Origin of the sequence: Epilithonimonas bovis DSM 19482 (assembly GCF_900108115.1) — a bacterium.
GTDB lineage: Bacteria > Bacteroidota > Bacteroidia > Flavobacteriales > Weeksellaceae > Epilithonimonas > Epilithonimonas bovis.
On sequence record NZ_FTPU01000016.1, the window covers coordinates 16,146 to 34,968 of the forward strand.

At 39.0% G+C, this 18,823-nt stretch carries 18 protein-coding genes and 1 tRNA gene; 4 read left to right on the forward strand and 15 right to left on the reverse strand.

The window, feature by feature from the left end; translation table 11 throughout:
- Positions 1-25: 25 nt before the first annotated feature.
- Positions 26-107: transfer RNA gene (locus tag B0B05_RS08455), tRNA-Leu, on the reverse strand.
- 166 nt (positions 108-273) lie between these two features.
- Here B0B05_RS08455 and B0B05_RS08460 point away from each other — a divergent pair.
- The 4 genes from B0B05_RS08460 (at position 274) to B0B05_RS08475 (ending at position 3,092) form a co-directional block, all read left to right on the forward strand.
- Positions 274-654 (forward strand): DUF3127 domain-containing protein, encoded by a 381-nt coding sequence (locus B0B05_RS08460; RefSeq protein ID WP_076783224.1) that lies wholly within the window; start codon positions 274-276, stop codon positions 652-654.
- 70 nt (positions 655-724) lie between these two features.
- Entirely contained in the window at positions 725-1,372 is a 648-nt protein-coding gene (gene aat, locus B0B05_RS08465) for a leucyl/phenylalanyl-tRNA--protein transferase (protein WP_076783225.1), read from the forward strand.
- Complete coding sequence (locus B0B05_RS08470) at positions 1,369-2,262, forward strand: DMT family transporter (protein ID WP_076783226.1); 894 nt, start codon at positions 1,369-1,371, stop codon at positions 2,260-2,262. Before aat ends, B0B05_RS08470 begins: the two co-directional genes overlap by 4 nt.
- 155 nt (positions 2,263-2,417) lie before the next feature.
- Complete coding sequence (locus B0B05_RS08475; RefSeq protein WP_076783227.1) at positions 2,418-3,092, forward strand: response regulator; 675 nt, start codon at positions 2,418-2,420, stop codon at positions 3,090-3,092.
- A gap of 28 nt (positions 3,093-3,120) precedes the next feature.
- On the opposite strand, the gene B0B05_RS08480 is transcribed toward B0B05_RS08475, so the two are convergent.
- From B0B05_RS08480 to B0B05_RS08545, 14 genes are all read right to left on the reverse strand, one after another.
- Positions 3,121-4,491, reverse strand: coding sequence for a tetratricopeptide repeat protein (locus B0B05_RS08480; RefSeq protein ID WP_076783228.1), 1,371 nt, complete (start codon positions 4,489-4,491; stop codon positions 3,121-3,123).
- A gap of 162 nt (positions 4,492-4,653) precedes the next feature.
- Positions 4,654-5,334, reverse strand: a complete 681-nt coding sequence (locus B0B05_RS08485; protein WP_076783229.1) for a hypothetical protein — start codon at positions 5,332-5,334, stop codon at positions 4,654-4,656.
- Complete coding sequence (rfbD, locus tag B0B05_RS08490; protein ID WP_076783230.1) at positions 5,327-6,196, reverse strand: dTDP-4-dehydrorhamnose reductase; 870 nt, start codon at positions 6,194-6,196, stop codon at positions 5,327-5,329. The genes B0B05_RS08485 and rfbD overlap by 8 nt, the downstream gene beginning before the upstream one ends.
- Positions 6,197-6,199: 3 nt before the next feature.
- Positions 6,200-6,679, reverse strand: a complete 480-nt coding sequence (locus tag B0B05_RS08495; RefSeq protein ID WP_076783231.1) for an acyl-CoA thioesterase — start codon at positions 6,677-6,679, stop codon at positions 6,200-6,202.
- A 63-nt stretch (positions 6,680-6,742) separates the two neighbouring features.
- Complete coding sequence (locus B0B05_RS08500) at positions 6,743-7,246, reverse strand: OmpH/Skp family outer membrane protein (protein ID WP_076783232.1); 504 nt, start codon at positions 7,244-7,246, stop codon at positions 6,743-6,745.
- A 35-nt stretch (positions 7,247-7,281) separates the two neighbouring features.
- Complete coding sequence (locus tag B0B05_RS08505; protein ID WP_076783233.1) at positions 7,282-7,920, reverse strand: OmpH/Skp family outer membrane protein; 639 nt, start codon at positions 7,918-7,920, stop codon at positions 7,282-7,284.
- A 23-nt stretch (positions 7,921-7,943) separates the two neighbouring features.
- The gene (gene bamA, locus B0B05_RS08510) at positions 7,944-10,478 is read right to left on the reverse strand and encodes an outer membrane protein assembly factor BamA (protein WP_076783234.1); all 2,535 of its coding nucleotides are present in this window, start codon (positions 10,476-10,478) and stop codon (positions 7,944-7,946) included.
- A gap of 34 nt (positions 10,479-10,512) precedes the next feature.
- Positions 10,513-11,259 (reverse strand): undecaprenyl pyrophosphate synthase, encoded by a 747-nt coding sequence (locus tag B0B05_RS08515; RefSeq protein WP_076783235.1) that lies wholly within the window; start codon positions 11,257-11,259, stop codon positions 10,513-10,515.
- Positions 11,260-11,263: 4 nt separating this feature from the next.
- Positions 11,264-12,058 carry a type IX secretion system protein PorG gene (gene porG, locus B0B05_RS08520; RefSeq protein WP_076783236.1) on the reverse strand — a complete coding sequence of 265 codons (795 nt, stop codon included), beginning with the start codon at positions 12,056-12,058 and terminating at the stop codon, positions 11,264-11,266.
- A gap of 175 nt (positions 12,059-12,233) precedes the next feature.
- On the reverse strand, positions 12,234-14,720 hold the full coding sequence (locus tag B0B05_RS08525) for an exopolysaccharide transport family protein (RefSeq protein ID WP_076783237.1): 2,487 nt from the start codon (positions 14,718-14,720) through the stop codon (positions 12,234-12,236).
- Entirely contained in the window at positions 14,720-15,580 is an 861-nt protein-coding gene (locus B0B05_RS08530; RefSeq protein WP_076783238.1) for a polysaccharide biosynthesis/export family protein, read from the reverse strand. Before B0B05_RS08530 ends, B0B05_RS08525 begins: the two co-directional genes overlap by 1 nt.
- Before the next feature lie 29 nt (positions 15,581-15,609).
- Positions 15,610-16,716: a glycosyltransferase family 4 protein gene (locus B0B05_RS08535; RefSeq protein WP_076783239.1), complete on the reverse strand. Its 1,107-nt coding sequence runs from the start codon at positions 16,714-16,716 to the stop codon at positions 15,610-15,612.
- 21 nt (positions 16,717-16,737) lie between these two features.
- Positions 16,738-17,748, reverse strand: coding sequence for a glycosyltransferase family 2 protein (locus B0B05_RS08540; protein ID WP_076783240.1), 1,011 nt, complete (start codon positions 17,746-17,748; stop codon positions 16,738-16,740).
- A gap of 4 nt (positions 17,749-17,752) precedes the next feature.
- Positions 17,753-18,823 (reverse strand): formimidoylglutamase, encoded by a 1,071-nt coding sequence (locus tag B0B05_RS08545; RefSeq protein ID WP_076783241.1) that lies wholly within the window; start codon positions 18,821-18,823, stop codon positions 17,753-17,755.

The following is an 18,823-nucleotide window of genomic DNA, read 5'->3' on the forward strand; positions in this document are numbered from 1 at the left end:
TAATTGCTTAGAAATTTTATAATAGTGCGGATGAAGGGACTCGAACCCCCACGCCTCACGGCACCAGATCCTAAGTCTGGCGTGGCTACCAATTACACCACATCCGCATTGTTTAAGAACTCCTATTCGTTTGTTTTGGTGAGTGCAAATATAGAGACTTTTTGTATTGCTCCAAAATATTTTGTAACTTTTTTTTAATTTTTTTTGAACTGTCTATATTTGATTATCATCAATAGTTTTTATTACCTTTACAGCCTAAAATATTTTTGAGCTATGGAATTAACAGGAACAATTAAGAAAATTTCTGATTTACAAACTTTTAACAGCGGATTTCAAAAAAAAGAAATGGTTCTTTTAACCGAAGAACAGTATCCTCAACCCATCAATATAGAATTTTTATCAGAAAAAGTTGACCTGCTTAATCAATATAAAGTAGGAGACAAAGTAAGGGTTTTTATCAACATTAGAGGAAGAGAGTGGACTAGCCCACAGGGAGACGTTAAGTATTTTAACTCTATCACAGCATGGAGAATGGAAAAAGATGCGGGAAGTGATTTTAATGAGCCTACACAAGCTGCACCTGCTCAAAATGCACCTGCTACAGACAACAAAAATGTTTTTGCAGAAGATGAAGACGATGATTTACCATTCTAAATAAAAACGGAAATACTATCATACCAATCCCTGCTTTGTAAATGGCGGGGATTTTTTTTAAACACAAGTTATGGTTCAGCTGGACATTAATGACATATCTTTCCCAGATCCCACACTTTATGATCCCGAAGACGGGTTGATGGCTTTTGGTGGCGATTTGAAACCCGAAAGGCTTTGGTTTGCTTATCAATTGGGGCTTTTCCCCTGGTATAACGAGGGCGAGGAAATCCTGTGGTGGTGCCCTGATCCCAGATTTGTACTTTACCCTTCGGAAATAAAGGTTTCTAAGTCTATGAAAAAGATCTTGCGCGACGATATCTTTGACTTTACAGAAAACCAATGTTTCGAAAAGGTGATGCGTAATTGCAAAACCATTGAGCGTGAAGGACAGGATGGCACATGGATTAATGAAGACTTGGTACAGTCATTTGTGATGCTGCACAAACATGGCAAAGCCAAAAGTTTTGAAGTCTGGCAAAACGGCGAACTGGCAGGTGGATTCTACGGTATACTTGTAGGAAATGTGTTTTGTGGGGAAAGTATGTTTTCCAAAGTGCCTAACGCATCCAAAGCTGCATTGATACACTTTACACAGCTTTATCAAAACGATTGGGAGATTATAGATTGCCAGATCTACTCTGCCCATCTGGAAAGCCTTGGCGCAAAAATGATCCCAAAAATTGATTACCTTAATATCCTAAATAAACAAAACCCGTGAATACCGAAAGACAAAAGTGGCTTCTACTGATTACGTTATCCTTGATTTGGGGATCCTCATTTATACTTATAAAAAAATCTCTTGAACATTTCAGTCCTTATGAGGTCGGGGCATTGCGGGTTCTTATATCTGGGATTGTACTCATGCCTTATGCACTTGCCAAAATCAGGCAGTTCCCCAAAAAGCACATAGCCTGGCTTATTATCGCGGGTTTATCGGGCAGTTTTATACCTATGTTCCTGTTCCCTTTGGCGGAAACCGAAATCAGCAGCAGCATTGCTGGTATTATTAACTCTATGATGCCAATTTTTGTCATTATCGTAGGTTCTCTTGTTTGGAAATTTTCTACCTCAAAGCGGCAACTGACTGGTGTCTTTATCAGCTTTGCAGGCGCCTGTGTCTTAACATTAGGCAGTGGCGACAGTGGCGAAATCAAAATCTACCCTATTTTACTCCTCGTACTAGCTGTTCTCCTTTATGCCGTAAGCACCACTACTGTAAAATCAAAGCTGCAACATGTACCCGCAACCATGCTATCTGCTTATCTGTTTTCCTTTGTGCTATTTTTACCTGCACTCGTAACTTTGGTATTGTCTGGATTTTTCAGAAACTTCAATGCAGATGCCGGCACATTTCAAGGTTTGGGATTTGTTGCGATGTTAGCTGTTTTTGGGACCGGACTCGCAATGATGATGAACTACAAACTTCTAAGTATCTCAACCCCTTTATTTGCCTCAACCGTCACACTTATTATGCCAATTGTGGCAATCATGTGGGGTTTGCTGGATGGTGAATCACTTACCATCCTGCAATGTGTAGGGACAATAATTATTTTGGCAGGACTTATATTCTTAAGAAGCCAGCCAAAGAAAGCTTTGGATCTTAAATAAAGGCCTACGTTCTCATCCATCAAAACTTACAGCAAATATTTTTGATTAAATCCAATCAAAATACGGAAAACCGTAAAAAACATTCTGCCAGATCAACTACTTTTGGAAAAGCAATATAAGATTAGCTAAAGTTTACAACGCTTCTTTGCCAAAAATTGTTTTTTAAGTTTAGGAAAGTTCTTGTAGCAGAAGATTACGAAAGCTCCAATATCTCTGTACAAAAAGTAATTGATGACCTTAATATTTCAGAATCAAAGTTTGTAAGTTACTGCGATGATGCAGTAGCCTGGGCAAAAGTTGCGATGGAAAACGGCCACGCTTTTGAACTGTTGATTACAGATTTGTCTTTCGATGAAGACCACAGGAAGCAGGAGATCAACAGCGGCCAGCAGCTCATCCAGGCCATACGTGCTATGCAGCCGGACATAAAAGTTCTTGTGTTTTCTGTAGAAAAAAAAGAGCTTATCATAGAAAAACTATTTACTGAGCAACATATTAATGCTTATGTAAAAAAAGGACGAGATGATGTTAAGGATCTCAAAAAAGCGATAAGAAAAGTTTTTAATAATGGGAAACATATCTCTGCCGGCATCACAGAAAACAAATCGGAGCGCAATGCTTTCGAATTTACAGAATACGATACATTATTGGTTAGTCTGCTGGCGAACGGTATACTTGTTAAAAATATCCCAGATTATCTAAAAGAAAATGATATCAAGCCAGGCAGCATCAGTGCGGTTGAGAAGAGGCTAAAAGATATCAAACTATCGCTCGCTCTCAACAGTAACGAGCAACTGATAGCTTTTTGCAAAGATTTTGGTATATTATAAACGAAAAACCCCGCCAGTGCGGGATTTTTTATTTCTTTTTGGTTTTTATTTTCTTCACCTGTTCTTTGATGAATGGATACTTTTGCTGCATATCCTTGCTAAGCGAAGGGTCCAACGCTAGCGCTTTTTCCAGCATCAGAACACCGTCAGCATCATTTTTCAGGTTAAAATAACAGTTGCTGAGCTGGTAGTATAATTCAGCACGCTGATGTGCCAGCAGCGCTTTTTCCAGGATACTTATAGCTTCTTCATATTCCCCAATCAACATCAAAACTTCTGAGTAAGCGTACCAGTTGTAAAATCTGCCCGGTTCGGATTCTGTCAGTTTTCTGAGACAGTTAAGGCTTTCCTCATATTCTCCGCCACTGATGTATAAAAACGCCAGCCGTTTTTGGTACTCAAGGTTTCCCTCATTGAGTGCTACCGCTTCCTGCGCAAAATAGAGAGCCTCCTTGGTGTTGCCCATTTCTTCATAGATCTGAGACTGTTCCATCATCGCAAGATAAAACTGAGGGTCTTCACGAAGAGATTTTTGGAACGAAGTGAGTGCAGGAACAAGTTTGCCAGCCTCCTTATAGCAAAGCCCAATTTTATAAAATGTAAAAGCCTTGGTATATTCCAGCTCCAGCATCTCTTCGTAGACGCTAATGGCCTTTTCCCATTGGTTCATAGCTTCGTAGCAGGCTGCTTTGTTAGCGTAAACGCCTACTGCACCAGAGTTGATGGCTAACAAATAGTCAAAACCTCTGATGGCTTCTTCATGATTTTTTTTATTAAAAAAGAATTGTCCATACTCGTACCACGCCGTTTCCGAAAACGGAAAACGGTCCAGATACTGATTGAGAAAATCTAATGCTTCCTGTGGCCGGTTGAGTTTATGATAGCACAACATCACATTTTCAAGAGAATAATCATCATAAGGATCATGCTCCAAGGCAGCGGTGTAATGTTTGAGCGCATTGAATGGGTCATCAAGGTTCACATACTCATCAGCGATGAAGTTATGCAGGAAGTTTTCTTCTTCTTCCAGCTTGAGAGCCTGCTGACAATATTCGATGGATTTTTTAGGATTACCCAGATTGGAGTAATACTTAGCGCAGCACACCAAAAAGTCGGTATCTTCCAAAGAGGCAAGATGCAGCTCATCAATAAGATCTTTGGCTTTTGTGTAACGCTCCAGCTCCAGAAAAACCTCCAGCTGTTTTGTTTTAATTTCCAGAGAATTGGGATGGATATTGAGAGCATGGTTTACCGCCAGCTCTGCAAAACTAAAGTCTCCCAACTCCAGGTAATAGATGATAATGTCTATATATTCTTCTGTATCAAAATATAGCTCGTCATTATTTTCTATCATTTCTTCGAACTTTCTTGCAAGTTCGTTTTCAAAAAATTCTTCCAATAGGTATAATTTAGATTTGAGATTTAGCTCCGCTCAGTTAGACCAACTGGCCTGAGTGAGGTCTGTAAATCAATTACAGTTAGCCGGTTCTTAAATCTTATGTATAAAGTTAATTAAAAATAATGTGATAATAAATCATCTACGACAGAGAATTTATTAACATTAATCCTTTTTCTGCTCTGCATAAATAGTAGTCAAAAACATACCAAAGGATTTTTCTAGCCCTGTAATATCGCCCGACTTAAGATTGATACCGCCGTAGATACTGTCGTTACTGCGAATCCTGAAATCTGTTAAAGAAAAATAAAGTGCAGGCTGATTGTCCTTTGCTGACAATTTTACCGATGAACCTAACAGTTTCCTTGTAGAGACTGTCAAAACTTCCTGAGCCTTCAACTCTAAGCGCAGAAAGCTTCTTGGCTGTACATCAGTTGTTTTATTATTAATATTGATTTTCTGATTCCTATCAGATCCAGAAACGAGATAAACTATATTTTGCTCATTAACAATATCATCAGGCTTTGTATAATAAATATTAAGAATATAGTAAGCCGGGTTAAATGGCTGAAAGGTACCGTCCACATTCTCTATGGGCTTAAGAGCAAAGGTATTGGCGCCCGTCTGTTTTGCTTTTTTGTAAATCTCACCAAAGACTTTTACATCATCCGCAGAAAAGCCATTGACCAAAATCTCTCCCAAAAACTCAGATTTGGATGGTTCTGCAATGCTATAAAAAAATTTATCCTGATTATCATTGACTTTATCAACTTTGTTAAGGACAATACTCTGCAAATAAAACCACTGTGAGCAAAAAGCAAAAAGTAAAAAAAATAATTTACGCATCTTCAGTTTTTAATATTTCTATACAGTCCCTCAGGCTGTTTTCCCAATATTTGGGCTCTATATGATAATCCCTTTCTATCTTATCAAGGGACATTGTACTTCTTTTCGGGCGTTTGGCAGGTGTAGGAAACTCCTCTGTCGTAATTGCTTTTAGCTTCACATCCGACGCTGAAAATTCTTTAATCTTACTGGCAAAATCAAACCATGTTGTTTCCGGATAATTGGAAAAATGATAGATCCCAAAAGTCTTTTTCGAAGAACTGATGATTTCCATAATAGCTTCCGCAAGATCATTGGCATTGGTAGGCTGCCCAAACTGATCTCCCACAATACCTAACTCATCTTTAATTTTAAATAAATGAAGCATGGTTTTCACAAAATTCTTATTGAACTCCGAGTATAACCACGATGTCCTGAGAATCACTGTTTCCGTATTGTTTTCCAGAGCCAGCTCTTCACCCTTTCTTTTAGATGCTCCATACACACCAACCGGATTGGTAAAATCATCTTCGGAATAGCTGAGATTGGTATCACCATCAAAAACATAATCCGTAGACACATGGATCAACACAGCATTGTTCTGTGCAGCAACTTTAGCCAGATTACCTACGCCGTCGGCATTGACAGCAAATGCTTTTTCAACTTCTTTCTCTGCCAAATCTACGGCCGTATAAGCCGATGCATTGATGACAAAATCGGGCTGATATTCTGCAAAAACAGTCTCTACCTGCTCATAGTTTGTGATATCAAGCGCTGCAGATCCCGTAAAATTATAATCGAATATATCGTGATAGTGTGGTGCTAATTTCTGAAGGCAATGCCCCAGCTGCCCGTTACCTCCGATTACCAAAATCCTTTTCATAAGTTATTGTTTTTTGTTCTGTTGTCTAAAAAAAGTCACGCGGTCTTTAAATGCTTTTTGATCGATCTCTACCAAAAAATGGTTGAATTTATCCAGAGTCTCCTGCGGCATTTTTTCTGCCCTTCTGGTTTTCATATTAAAATAAATCACCGTTAACCAAAATACAGCATGTACCTGTCCATTCTCATCCTTCATCAGCAATTCTACAACCGCCGTAAGGTCATCTACAAAGATGGTCTTGCTGGTAATCTCAACGCTTGAGTTGTATCTGACTTCTTTGAGATAGGCAATCTCATTCTGTATGGTTACCCAGGTGCAGCCTGTTTCTCTGGTATATTGCTCATAGGTAAAGCCATAATTCTGCTCTACATGGTCTTCTCTGGCATTCAGCATGTATTCCAGATATTTTACGTTGTTCAGGTGCCCAATCGGGTCACAATCTGCAACGCGTATTTTAACGGTGGATGAAAATTCTTTTACCATATTGCAAAAATAAAAAAACCGCTCCGATAAAGAGCGGTTTTGTGATTTATTAAGATAAAATACTTATTTCAATCCTAGTTCTTTTTTCACAGCTGGTGTAGCATCTGTACCTGCTTTGTAAACCAATGCCGGGCTTGATGCGTCAAACACAAATTCATAACCTGCCGCTTTAGACACTTTTGTGATAGCATCATTGATTTTTTTCTCAATTGGTGCCAATCCAGCATCTCTTTTCTCTGCAAGATCTTTTTGAGCAGCTGAATATAATTGCTGTAGATTATCCTGAAGTTTCTGAACTTCCTGGCTTCTTTGCTCGTTGATAGCCTGAGTTTGTTTAGGCGCTTCATCCTGATATTTTTTCATCAGGTCCTGAAGAGATTTCCCTTGTTTTTCTAATTCTGCTGTTTTTGAAGTTTGCAAAGTTTGCAATTGCTGATCCAAAGCTTTCATTTCTGGCATGGATGTAAAGATAGAATTTATGTCAACAGAAGCCAACTTCTGTGCGTTTGCAAATCCTGTGGTAAAAACCATTACAACAGCTACTAATAATACATTTAATTTGTTCATCTTAAAAAGTTATGTTTATATATTTATAATTAATTCTATTTTGTACGCATTTCTTTAGCCGAGTCAAAGGATGCAGCTCGTTTTTGCATCCTGTCTTTGGATGATCGGTTATCATTATTCTTGACGCCAGGACGGGCATTGTCTTTGCTTTCCTCAACTTTCGGTGTGCTTTTACCAAGAAGGTTGAGAACTGCCTCTGTGTAATCGTATCTTTTATCCAGGAAAATAACACTGATGTTGTTGCTTTTATCAAGAACTATGCCCAGGTTATTCTTGGTAGAAACCGTCTTTATAGCATTCCAGATTTGATCCTGATATGGCTTTGTAAGATTGGATCTCAACTGATTGACTTCGCCATTGGTTCCAAATCTTGCACCAATGGTGTTCTGGATGTTAGCCTCCATGTCTACGATCTCTTTTTCTCTCAGTTTTAGCTGATCGCCTACCAAAAGTACTTTTTCATTCTCAAAGGCTTCTTTTTTTCTTTCATAATCGGCCTGTAGTTTCTGCAAATCAGACTGCCATTGTGAGATCTGTGTATTGAGCCTGTTTTCCGCATCTTTATACTGCGGCAACTTACTTAATACATAATTGGTATCCACAACGCCAATCTTTTGAGCACTTATCTGTGCAAGAGAAAAAAGAAAGGTTGCTACTAAAACTATTTTTTTCATCTGTCAAAAATAAAAATTTTATTTTACAATGGCTGATTCATCAGGAAGTGCGTTTGCCATCCTGAAGGATCTGTGCTGCCAAGCGTTTTATCAAATCCGTATGCGAAGTCAAATCCTATTAATCCAAATGCTGACATCGATACCCTGATACCAATTCCTGCAGATCTTTTTAACCTGAATGGATTGTATGTCCCGAAACTGTTCCAGGCATTCCCTGCTTCTACAAAGGTTAAGGCAAATATCTTAGCCGTTTGGTTCATAGAGATTGGATATCTTAACTCTGCTGCAAATCTGTTATAAATGGTAGCTCCACCGTAAGGCGTAATATCATAAGTGGATGAAGAACTAAATCCTGTAGAGGAAGCATTCTCATAACCTCTTAAAGGCACCAACTCTCTACCATCAAACCTACCGTTGAACAAGCCTACACCACCCACATAATATCTCTCAAATGGTGGCGGACCTAATTCTTTGCTGTAGCCATTGAGGAAGCCCATCTCACCCGTTGTTCTCAATACAAGTTTACCAATAACTTCATTATAGAAATCAGCCTTTAACTTAACTTTATAAAACTCCATCCATTTGTACTTATCCAGCGTACTCATGGTAGAATAATCCTTGTTGCTGAACCAAGAATACGGAGGTGTAAACTTAAGAGAGGCTTCTATATTAGAACCATAGGTCGGGAAAACCGGATCCAAACCTGCAGAGTTCCTGCTCAACCCAATGTTAAAACTGAATGATTTGGTATTACCATAATATTCCAGATTATCACCAAAGTAGAACGGATAGTTACTGAAGTTATAACTCTGGAACTGAATTCCTGTATAAAGCGAGAAATAATCATCCGGCCATCTCAGCAATCTTGTAAGACCTGCATTGGCGGAGAAAATATTCATTCTCTGGTCACCTGTTGTATATGAATAATTAACTCTGGAATAATTGACACCAACACTTAAAGAAGTTTGCCTGGTTCCAAAAACCCAAGGTTCTGTAAATGAAATACCATAATTAGTAAAATATTGCCCGGCCTGCGCCTGTAGTGACAATGTCTGCCCATCACCTTGTGGCACCGGTTTGAAGTCTTTGAACTTCAAAAGGTTTCTCAATGAGAAGTTGTTGAAGGTTAATCCTAATGTCCCGATGAAAGAGCCACCACCGTAACCAGCCTGAAGCTGTACCTGAGAAGAACCTTTCTCTACTAAAGTCCAGTGCATGTTGACTGTATTATCCTGAGGATTCGGTTTTACATCAGTACCAATCTGTTGAGGATCAAAAAACTGCATCCCTGCCAGTTCAAAGTAAGTCCTTTTGATATCAGACTTAGCAAATAATGCCCCTGGCTTGGTTCTGAGAGCTCTCAGGATCACGTGGTCATGCGTGGTAGTGTTACCAGACCATGTTACACGGTTCCAGGTTGCTTTCTCGCCCTCATTAATCCGGATTTCCAGATTAATAGAATCTCCTTTGACTGATTTTTCAATAGGAGTAACGTTGGAGAACAGGAAACCATTGTTCATGTAAACCGACTTAAGGTCAGAGTCATCTTCTTTACCGCCGTCTTCTCCCACTTTTTTATTAAACCCAACAGCATCATAGATGTCACCGGTTTTATATCCTAATATTTTTTGTAAAAACTCTGTGGTAAAGGTGGTGTTACCTACAAAATTGATATCACCAATGTAATACTTTTTACCCTCGTTTAGTTTTACATTAATATTATAACCTTTGTCATTTCTGGTTACAGAATCCGAAACAATCGTTGCATCACGGAAACCTAATGAATTATAGTAATTGATCAGATTCCTCTTATCCTCATCATATTTATCCTGTACAAATTTTGAAGGCTTTAGAATACCTAACAAGAATCTCTTCTGCTTGGTATCTTTGAAACCGTTTTTCCTCAGTTTTCTGCTGGATACATTCTCATTGCCCTCAAAGGTAATTTTATCAATTTTGACTTTTTTGCCCTTTTCTACCTCAATAGTCCAGTCCACCAGATTAGGATCTGTGCCGTTGGCCTTTTCCTGAATGTTAATCTTAGCATCCGCAAAACCCTTAGCAATATACTCCTGAGGAATCTTGTTCTCCAGGCTGGACACCAAATTATTATTAATTTTGGTCCCCGGCTTCAGGTTGTTATCTTTAATCAGTTTTTCGTTTTTGGATTTCCCAATGCCGCGGCCGGTAAACTTGATCTCACCAAGCTCCTTTAGATCCTGTAGCTGGAATTGCAAAATCACGTTTTGGCCTTCTACATCCTGCACGTAAACTTCTACCTTGGAAAACGACTGTGTTTCCCAAAGCTTTTTAACTGCAGAGCTGACTCTTTGCCCGGGAATTTCTAACTTCTCTCCTTTCACAAGACCTGTGAAACGCAAAATCTGAGCTGGTGTATATCTTTTGACACCGTCTACAACGATATCTTTCAGCACGTACTCTTGGTTTTGGTTTCCTAAAAGTTCTGTGTTTTCTGCATTGTTACCCTGTGGAACAACCTGTGCGTGGAAGTACACGGAAGCTGTTAACAAAATAATGGGTATAAATCTTAATTTCATTCTTATTGAAGTTGTTCTCTTTTCTAATATATTTTTACGAAAGCTGCTCGCTTGTCATCCCGTATCTTCTTTCCTTATTCTGATAATCTATAATGCACCGGAAGAAAGTTTCCTTTGTAAAATCCGGCCATAGCACATCCAAAAACTGAAGCTCCGCATAGGCAATCTGCCAAAGAAGAAAATTACTGATGCGTACCTCGCCACTGGTTCTTATCATCAGATCTACCGGCGGGAAATCTTTGGTATACAGATGATTTTCAAAAACTTTCTCATCTATATCCTCTACTTTTATCTCACCGTTTTCTACCTCAACACATAATTCCTTCACGGCTTTCAGGATCTCTTTCTGTGACCCATAATTGAGTGCCAGTATCAGATTACCCTTAGTATTATTTTTTGTCAGCTCGATAACATTCAGCAGCTGATCGCGCACCAGTTCCGGCAGTTCGCTGATATCACCTACCACATGCATCCTGAGACCCTTTGTAAAAATCTCTTCTGCTTCCAAAAGTAAGGTTTCTGATAAAAGGCTCATCAGCGTATCAACCTCATCCTTCGGGCGGTTCCAGTTTTCTGAAGAAAAAGTATAAAGCGTAAGGTAAGGAATATGAATCTCGTTACAGGCATTAATCACATTACGAACTGCATTGATCGCATTTTTGTGACCAAAAGTCCTTTCCTCGCCCCTGGATTTTGCCCAGCGCCCGTTGCCATCCATAATTACAGCAACATGTTTAGGTAGCTTATCCTTGTTTATCAACTTTTTTAATTCTTCCTGCATAGTTCTATTTACAATAACAAGGTGGCCTGCCAAAAGAATAAGATAAAATAACAGTTGCAGAATTGATCCAGTCTTTGGAATTGATATTCCCAACATTACGCTGACTCATAAAGTTCTGCACTATAGCAGCAGTTTCCTGCTCACCCACATTAGACTGTACTCTGATATCTTTTTCTTTTACTTCGCTATAATCCACCTGATCTGAGAATGTTGGCCTGAATGTAAACTCTCCAGACAATGCCCAGTTATAATTAAATTTGTACTTAAGCCCGACACCAAAAGGTGTTGCCATGGTAAACCTTTTTTCTGACCTGTAACTTACCTCTACATCAGTGAGAGACTCAATGTTGAGTTCTGGTGAGACTCCATCCATGTAAAGGCCAGAAAGCCCCGCAAAGATATACGGACTCAACATACTCTTCTGCTCATCATTGACGGGCAAAAAATTGTACTCGAAGAGCAAATCTGCTGACAATACCGAATTGGTCCCGTACAGGCGTCTGTTTCTGCGATAATCCTCATTAGCCAGACGATCATCAAACTGAATATTATTGATACCAAAATTAAATCTCACGGTCTGATATGGATTAAAATTCATACGGTACATAATGCCAGCGTAAACAGGCAATCCAAAATCTGACACGTTGCCAATAGGTTTCTGCAGAATATAATTAGTCCTCCCGATATCGCCTACAAGATTACTCATACCCAGCTGCACTCCTATCTCATGCCGCTGTGCTTTGAAAAAACCCAGAGAACAAAAAACGGCAATAAGTATAAGACTAAGATCTTTCTTCATTTTCAATATGCGGAAATGGCTATTATTCAAAAATTTGGTGCAAATATAAAACATTTTTAGATTAAGGAACTTCTTAAAGTTTAGTTAAATAAAAACAAAAAAGTATAATTTATTGTTATAAAACGGACATATTATTAAAATAGTCTGTAAAAAAATAAAAGCCTTGGCAAGGCTTCTACTTTCTGTTAAAAAATGTTCTGATCCTGTTTCTTAATTGGATAATGGTTGGCTCCTTATAATTTTTATCTTCTTCAAAATAACCGTAGCCATAGCCGTAGCCGTAACCATAGCCATAACCTTGTTTTGCTACATAATCATTATAAACCAATCCCAGATTGGAAACCTCTTTATTAAAATATTTTTCCGTAATCATCCGCAACATATGTTTCTCTGTATACTCGTGGCGTACGACATATATAGTAGTATCGGCTTTTTTCATGAGCTCAAAAGAGTCCGCAACCAATCCTACAGGTGGCGAATCTATAATAATATATTCGTAGGACTCTTTTAATTTTTCTATAAAACGCATGTTGTTATCACTCATGAGCAGCTCCGAAGGGTTGGGAGGTATTGGCCCCGATGTAATCACGTCCAGACCCGGGATGCTTGTTTTGTTGATAATCTCATCCATACCAACCTGGCCTGTAAGATAATTGGAGATCCCGTTTTTGTTATTAATTTTAAAGTCCCCAAATATTTTTGGTTTCCTGAGATCCATCCCCAACAACACCGTTTTTTTTCCACTAAGGCCTAAAACCGACGCAATATTGATGGAGACATAGGTTTTTCCCTCGCCACTGATAGAGGAGGTTACCAGTATCACCTTACTTTTTTCTTCTTCATTAAAAAGGAATCTCAAATTGGCCCTTACCGCACGAAATGCTTCAGCTACAGATGATTTGGGCTCGTTAAGGACTGTGAGATTATTCTCATAATTATTGCGCCCGATAACACCCAGTAAAGGGATTTTTGTCACCGAAAGCAGTTCTTTCAGATTCCTGATTCTGTTATCAAGGAGTTCCCCTATGGCCAAGAAAATGAGCGGAATTAGCAACAAGCCTCCCATAATCTGCATTTTGGTACCATTTACATTAGGCGCGATTGGTGCCTGACCAAGATTTTTAGCCTTATCAATTACCGTAAGATTGCTCTGATTAGTCGCTACCCGCATCTGAGATTTGGCCTGCTCTGTAAGCAAAGTATTATAAGTATTCTCTATAATATTATACCCTCTTTGTGCATCCAAAAATATACGTTGCTTCTCCGGTAATGTTACCAGGGATTTATCCATTGCAGCAATTTGCGCATTAATATCAGCCAGCTTGTTGTTATAACCATCAAAATATTTACGTAAACCAGATTCCGAACTGTTTCTGGCATCGCTCAGCAAGCGGTTGATCTCCCGCATCGGTTCAGAATTAGGAGTATATATCTGCGCCAATTCTCGCCGCTTTTCGTACAAAGCTTTGAGTTCTGACACTGATGCATTGAAGGATCCGTCCTCTATACCAGCGGCATTCAGACTGATCATCTTCTCTATATTATTGGAATAAACCGAATTTTTAATCGAATTAAGGGAATTGATTTTAGTCGTCAGTTCTGCCTTTTGAGCATCCAGATCATTCAGTTTTTGCAGCGTCTTGGAGTCAATATTCTCCATATCAAAAAGCCTGTTATTGATCTTGAGATTATTAAGAACCACAGCACTGGAGTCCAGCTTTTTTCTGATAAGGCTTAGGTTATCATTCAGATATTCCACCGTATTCCTATCCACCATATTTTGATCTGTCAACCTTTTTTTGATAAGGACATCAACAGAATTATTAAGGAAATTGACGGTATTATTAAGATTATAACCACTTTTGGTAATAATCATGATTGAGGCAAGTTCTTTATCAAAGTCGATATTAAGACTGCCAATAATACTGTTAACAGCCTGATTAATCGGCACAAGTGTAACGATAATGTTTTCCAGTCCCAGATGGCCAGCGGTGGGATTATTCACCAGCTTGAATCGTAGGTTGGGCGACTGGTACCACTCGTTGACCCGGATGATTTTATTCTTTGGCCTTTGGTAATGCGGTACCTCCTGAGTACCTTCTGTATTGTAATTGTACAGATAAACGGATTCGCCATCGTCCGGTAAAACAACTTCATACTTGTTCCCACCTTTTGGGATGAGGCTTATAGGATAGTTGACCTGCTGTGGATGGTTTTTATCAATTTCCAAAAACACGGGGCTGTCTTCCTGATCCAGATATGTGGATTTGATAAGCCCTTTTGTGGTATAACTTGTAATAAGGTTAAGTTTTTTTACCAGAAACTCATTATGGCTTCTGGAAAGCAATATTTTTTTCAGATAGACACCATCCTGGTTTCCTCCTTGTCCCCAGATAAAATTGATGGATTGGTTGGGTGTAAAGTAGCTGGCCGTATTGTTGGATATACTTAATGAGAGCGTAGATGCATACACCCGCTGTGCATAGTAGCGGCTGTAAACATAAGATATGCAATAACCAAGAAAACCCAAAATGACAAACCAGTACCAGTTTCGGAGAATCCGCTGTAGAAAATGAACGGGGTCGAACAGGTTGAATGACCCCATTTTCTCAGAGGTATCACCAGGGTTTTTTGCTGTATTTCCGTTTTTATCAGGAATCATTATAATCTCGTAAGAATTAGATAAATAGACATCACTGTGGTAAGGACAGAAACGCCGGTTGTTAAAGTCTGCAGAGGTTCTTTACCAAAACCATTAATGCTTTTCGCATTGGTATTCAGATAGATAATATCGCCATTCTGAAGCCAGTAGTATGGTGAGTTCATTGCATCTTCTCGGGTAAGATCCAGCCGGGCAGTTTTGATACCTTCGGGGAACTTCCTGTGAATCATAATATTTTTTCGGTCCACAGTCCGGTTGAGCCCTCCATTCATTGCAATTGCCTGCATGATATTGAGTTGGGTCATATACGCGACTTTTTCACCTGTAATGGCTACATTTTCCATATCACCGAGCAAATAATATCGTATCCCATCCAGATTAAGCCTTACTTCGGATTTGCCCTGCAAAAAGTTCTCATTAACTTTACCTTGTATCTCTTTGGTCATATCTTCCAAAGTTCTGCCTTCGGCTTTGACGTAGCCTATCCCGAAGATATTAACATCTCCATTAGTATCTACCTTAAGGCCATTAAAATAATAAGTCGCATTTCCTCCGGAACCGCCGCCGCTGCCACCCATTTGTCCGGCGCTGGCGCCCTGCTGCCCAGCACCCGCCGGTGAGGCATTGAGTGATGAATAAAATTGAGCAGCATCACCTTTTGGTGTTGTCACCACATTGAGACTCAGGATATCACCTTTTGTCACTCTGTATTCGGGAACGTTATAAGGAACAAGCCCTTCTTCGTTGATGGTAAGGCTTTCGCTGGGTTGCAGATAGCGGACATCTTTTTGTGAGATACAAGAAGAAACACCCACCAATGAAAACAGTATAATCAAATTAAAGAGATAAGATTTTCTCATCAAAAAATTTTTACAAAAATATAATTATTTTAATCTTTTTTAAATCTAAGCAGGAAAATAGGTAGATAAGCTCCTAAAAAACCAAGTGTAACGATTACCAACAGCAAAACATTAACGTTAATATGCCTTAAGAAATAGGCTACAATTATGATAAAAAGATAATAAGCAATAATGTACGCCGTAGAACGGCGATGGCTCAAACCAAGATTAATCACCTTATGGTGAATGTGGTTCCTATCTGCAGAAAGCACAGACTTACCATGATAAATCCGGGTGACAATAACCGTAAGTGTATCAATGATTGGCAAAATCAGTATAGCTACGGCGATGACCGGTGCACTTTGCAGATGATAAAAAACCTCATGCCGCTTGGCTATAAAAATATCAATAAAAGAAATCCCCGTAAAAGCCAATAAAAAGCCCAGAATCATAGATCCTGTATCACCCATAAAAATCTTTGAGCTCCTCTTATTGGACAGATTATAGATCAAAAAACCAATCGATGCAGCAATGAGAATCCCACATAAGATAACCAAAGGTGCGTTGTTTTCGCCAAGACGATAAAAGCTTACACCAAAAAGTGTACTGGTAACCACCGTATAGCTGCCGGCAAGACCGTCGATACCATCTATAAGGTTAAATGCATTTATTAAAATAATAAACGTCAAAATACTGAATATAACGCTGATATAATAGTTAATCTCATAAACACCAAAGAGCCCAAAAAGGCTTCTTATCCTCACGTCTGAGCCAATAACCATCAGGCCGGAAACCAGGATCTGGGCCAAAAGTTTTTTGTATGCCCTCAGGACCATAATATCATCCATCACGCCAACAAAAAACAGAATGATGAAGGAGGCAAACAAAAACTTATACCGGTCAAACAATTCGTAGGCAAAGACAGGCGCGCAAACTCCCAGAGAAAAAAAGATGGCAATACCTCCCAAATTAGGTATTTTGCGAAGGTGAGAACTTCTGGTGCCGGGCTCATCCATCAGGTTTTTCCTGCGCGATATTTTTATAATTGTAGGAATAGAAATATAAGTAATGATAAATGAAAAGAAAAAGCCTAAAATCAGCTTAAAATAGAAAAAGGATATTCCGGTGCCTTGTAAAAAAGTTTCGAAATGATTCATTTTGTGTTTTTTGGCTTATGATTAACTTACTGTCAAAAGTCTGACAATTCTCCTTAGTTTGAGAAAACTCAAGATGTAATAAATTTTTTTCTTCAGTGGCAAAGATAGGAGATAATTCTTACCAAACCGCCTATATTGCAATATATCTTTAATCCTTAACTCTTTAGATTTGATAAAATAATCCAATTCTCTGGTTAAAATTTGATAATCCTTTTCGTTTTTAACAAAAGCAATATAAGCTAAAAATGTATAGACTCCTTCCAGGATCTGGAAGTTTTTGATTGCTTCTCTATTTTTGGAAAATCGGCTTTTATCGTATACAGATGTAACGGTTTCCACCGCCTTTAAGATATCCAAACCACTCATTGTGTGACTCTTGGAAATCGAATCCTGACGCTCAAGATATTGATAATGAAACCCGGGGTCAAACGCCAGGATATTGCAATACAGCAACAGCTGAGGTATCAGTTCTATATCTTCAAAATGCACACCTTTCTTAAATCTTTTATGAAGGAAAAGTTCCCTCCGGAAAATTTTGTTACAGGCAAAATAAGAAAGATCAGAGAAAACCGAAAGATTATGATCAAGCTCTATTTTTTCCGGAAAGCCGTCTAACTGCGTTAGTTTTTGAGTGACATTGCCTCGTTCATCCACTTTTTGCAGATTACAAACCACCATCTCTGCCAGATGTTTTTCTGCCAGATGATACATCTCTTCGAACATGGTTTCCGAGACATAATCGTCGCTGTCTACAAAACCAAGATATTGACCTTTTGCTCTGTCGATCCCAAAATTTCTGGCATCGCTCAGCCCGCCGTTTTCTTTGGTAAAACCAAAAATTTTATCCGGATACAAATCCTGAAACTGATCAATAACAGCCTGAGAATTATCACGGCTGCCGTCATTAATCACGAGAATTTCGATTTCCTGCAAAGTCTGATTAACCAATGACAGCAGGCATTTTTCCAGGTACAACTCTACATTGTAAACTGGGACAATCACCGAAACTTTAACAACAGAATCCAATGCCATCCTCTTATTTTCTTGTAAATCTTGAGCTTAAAAATCCACGCTTGGCTTCGTCAAAGTCTGAACGAGAGCAAGGGATACAGTTGTCGATATTATCATCATCGCCAAAATACCAAAGATTACTGAAAACATCACGCTTAAAGGCATATTGCTCATCATTAATCAATACATAAAACGTCTCAAACGATTTCTCTTTGGGATGCGACCGTTGGATATTGATCCCTTCGATAAGATACCAGATCATCTGCGCCAAAAGCTGATGGTTGAGCTGATTTTCTGAATAGATATTATAATTAAAAATGCCAACAGACTTAAGTCTTTCGCTAAGGCCAATCTCTTTCATATAGGCACAAACCTCCCGACGGTTAAGCCCATTGACTTGTGGGTTAACAGAAAATGCATCACCAAAACTTTCTATTGCATCACAATTAATCGTTACCAGATCCGCCTTGCGGAAGTAAGGTTCTGTCTTTTCTGTAGAGTTCATCATCTCTGCCAGTCGGATGATATCAAACTGAACTTCTTTGATAAGCCTTACAGAATCCATCTCGTTCAGATGTTTTTGATAACCAAGATGATGATAATTCTTTATAGAGAAGTTTTTGGACCCAAGAATCTTGCTCAGGAAATTAGACTCATGGATTTCCTCATCCTGTTTCAGGGAAACGACATTGCTGATCTGTGTATAATTAACATCCTGCTGATGAAAGTTGAGGGCAGAAAATAATGAAAAAGCAAGATCATTACTTCCACCTACAACCACAGGTATTGCATTTTTCTGATGGCATGCTGACAACACCTCCTGCAAAATATAGTGCGAATCCTGCGGCGTTCTCCCGGAAACCAAATCACCCAAATCTACCACCGGAACATCAAAATCCAGCTGTGATAATTTGTAAAACTCCCGCCGAACATCTGTAAAATCCTGGCTCTCGGCATCGCCATCTGCTCCGCGGTAATCCGAAACAAAAAGAAGTACAATGCTATCCTCCTTTATTTCGTTGGTAATCTTGTCCCCGATTTGCCATTTCTCTGTCCTGATCCGTCTTGGGGCAATAATAAAATCTTCAAAATTCAT

Excerpts from the sequence above, each read along its gene's own strand:
- B0B05_RS08485 (WP_076783229.1), bottom strand. The coding sequence starts at position 5,334 with ATGCGTAAATTATTTTTTTTACTTTTTGCTTTTTGCTCACAGTGGTTT.
- bamA (WP_076783234.1), bottom strand. The coding sequence starts at position 10,478 with ATGAAATTAAGATTTATACCCATTATTTTGTTAACAGCTTCCGTGTAC.
- B0B05_RS08540 (WP_076783240.1), bottom strand. The coding sequence starts at position 17,748 with ATGGCATTGGATTCTGTTGTTAAAGTTTCGGTGATTGTCCCAGTTTAC.
- B0B05_RS08495 (WP_076783231.1), bottom strand. The coding sequence starts at position 6,679 with ATGGTAAAAGAATTTTCATCCACCGTTAAAATACGCGTTGCAGATTGT.
- rfbD (WP_076783230.1), bottom strand. The coding sequence starts at position 6,196 with ATGAAAAGGATTTTGGTAATCGGAGGTAACGGGCAGCTGGGGCATTGC.
- B0B05_RS08515 (WP_076783235.1), bottom strand. The coding sequence starts at position 11,259 with ATGCAGGAAGAATTAAAAAAGTTGATAAACAAGGATAAGCTACCTAAA.
- porG (WP_076783236.1), bottom strand. The coding sequence starts at position 12,058 with ATGAAGAAAGATCTTAGTCTTATACTTATTGCCGTTTTTTGTTCTCTG.
- B0B05_RS08535 (WP_076783239.1), bottom strand. The coding sequence starts at position 16,716 with ATGAATCATTTCGAAACTTTTTTACAAGGCACCGGAATATCCTTTTTC.
- B0B05_RS08500 (WP_076783232.1), bottom strand. The coding sequence starts at position 7,246 with ATGAACAAATTAAATGTATTATTAGTAGCTGTTGTAATGGTTTTTACC.
- B0B05_RS08525 (WP_076783237.1), bottom strand. The coding sequence starts at position 14,720 with ATGATTCCTGATAAAAACGGAAATACAGCAAAAAACCCTGGTGATACC.
- B0B05_RS08505 (WP_076783233.1), bottom strand. The coding sequence starts at position 7,920 with ATGAAAAAAATAGTTTTAGTAGCAACCTTTCTTTTTTCTCTTGCACAG.
- B0B05_RS08545 (WP_076783241.1), bottom strand. The coding sequence starts at position 18,823 with ATGAATTTTGAAGATTTTATTATTGCCCCAAGACGGATCAGGACAGAG.
- aat (WP_076783225.1), top strand. The coding sequence starts at position 725 with ATGGTTCAGCTGGACATTAATGACATATCTTTCCCAGATCCCACACTT.
- B0B05_RS08530 (WP_076783238.1), bottom strand. The coding sequence starts at position 15,580 with ATGAGAAAATCTTATCTCTTTAATTTGATTATACTGTTTTCATTGGTG.
- B0B05_RS08460 (WP_076783224.1), top strand. The coding sequence starts at position 274 with ATGGAATTAACAGGAACAATTAAGAAAATTTCTGATTTACAAACTTTT.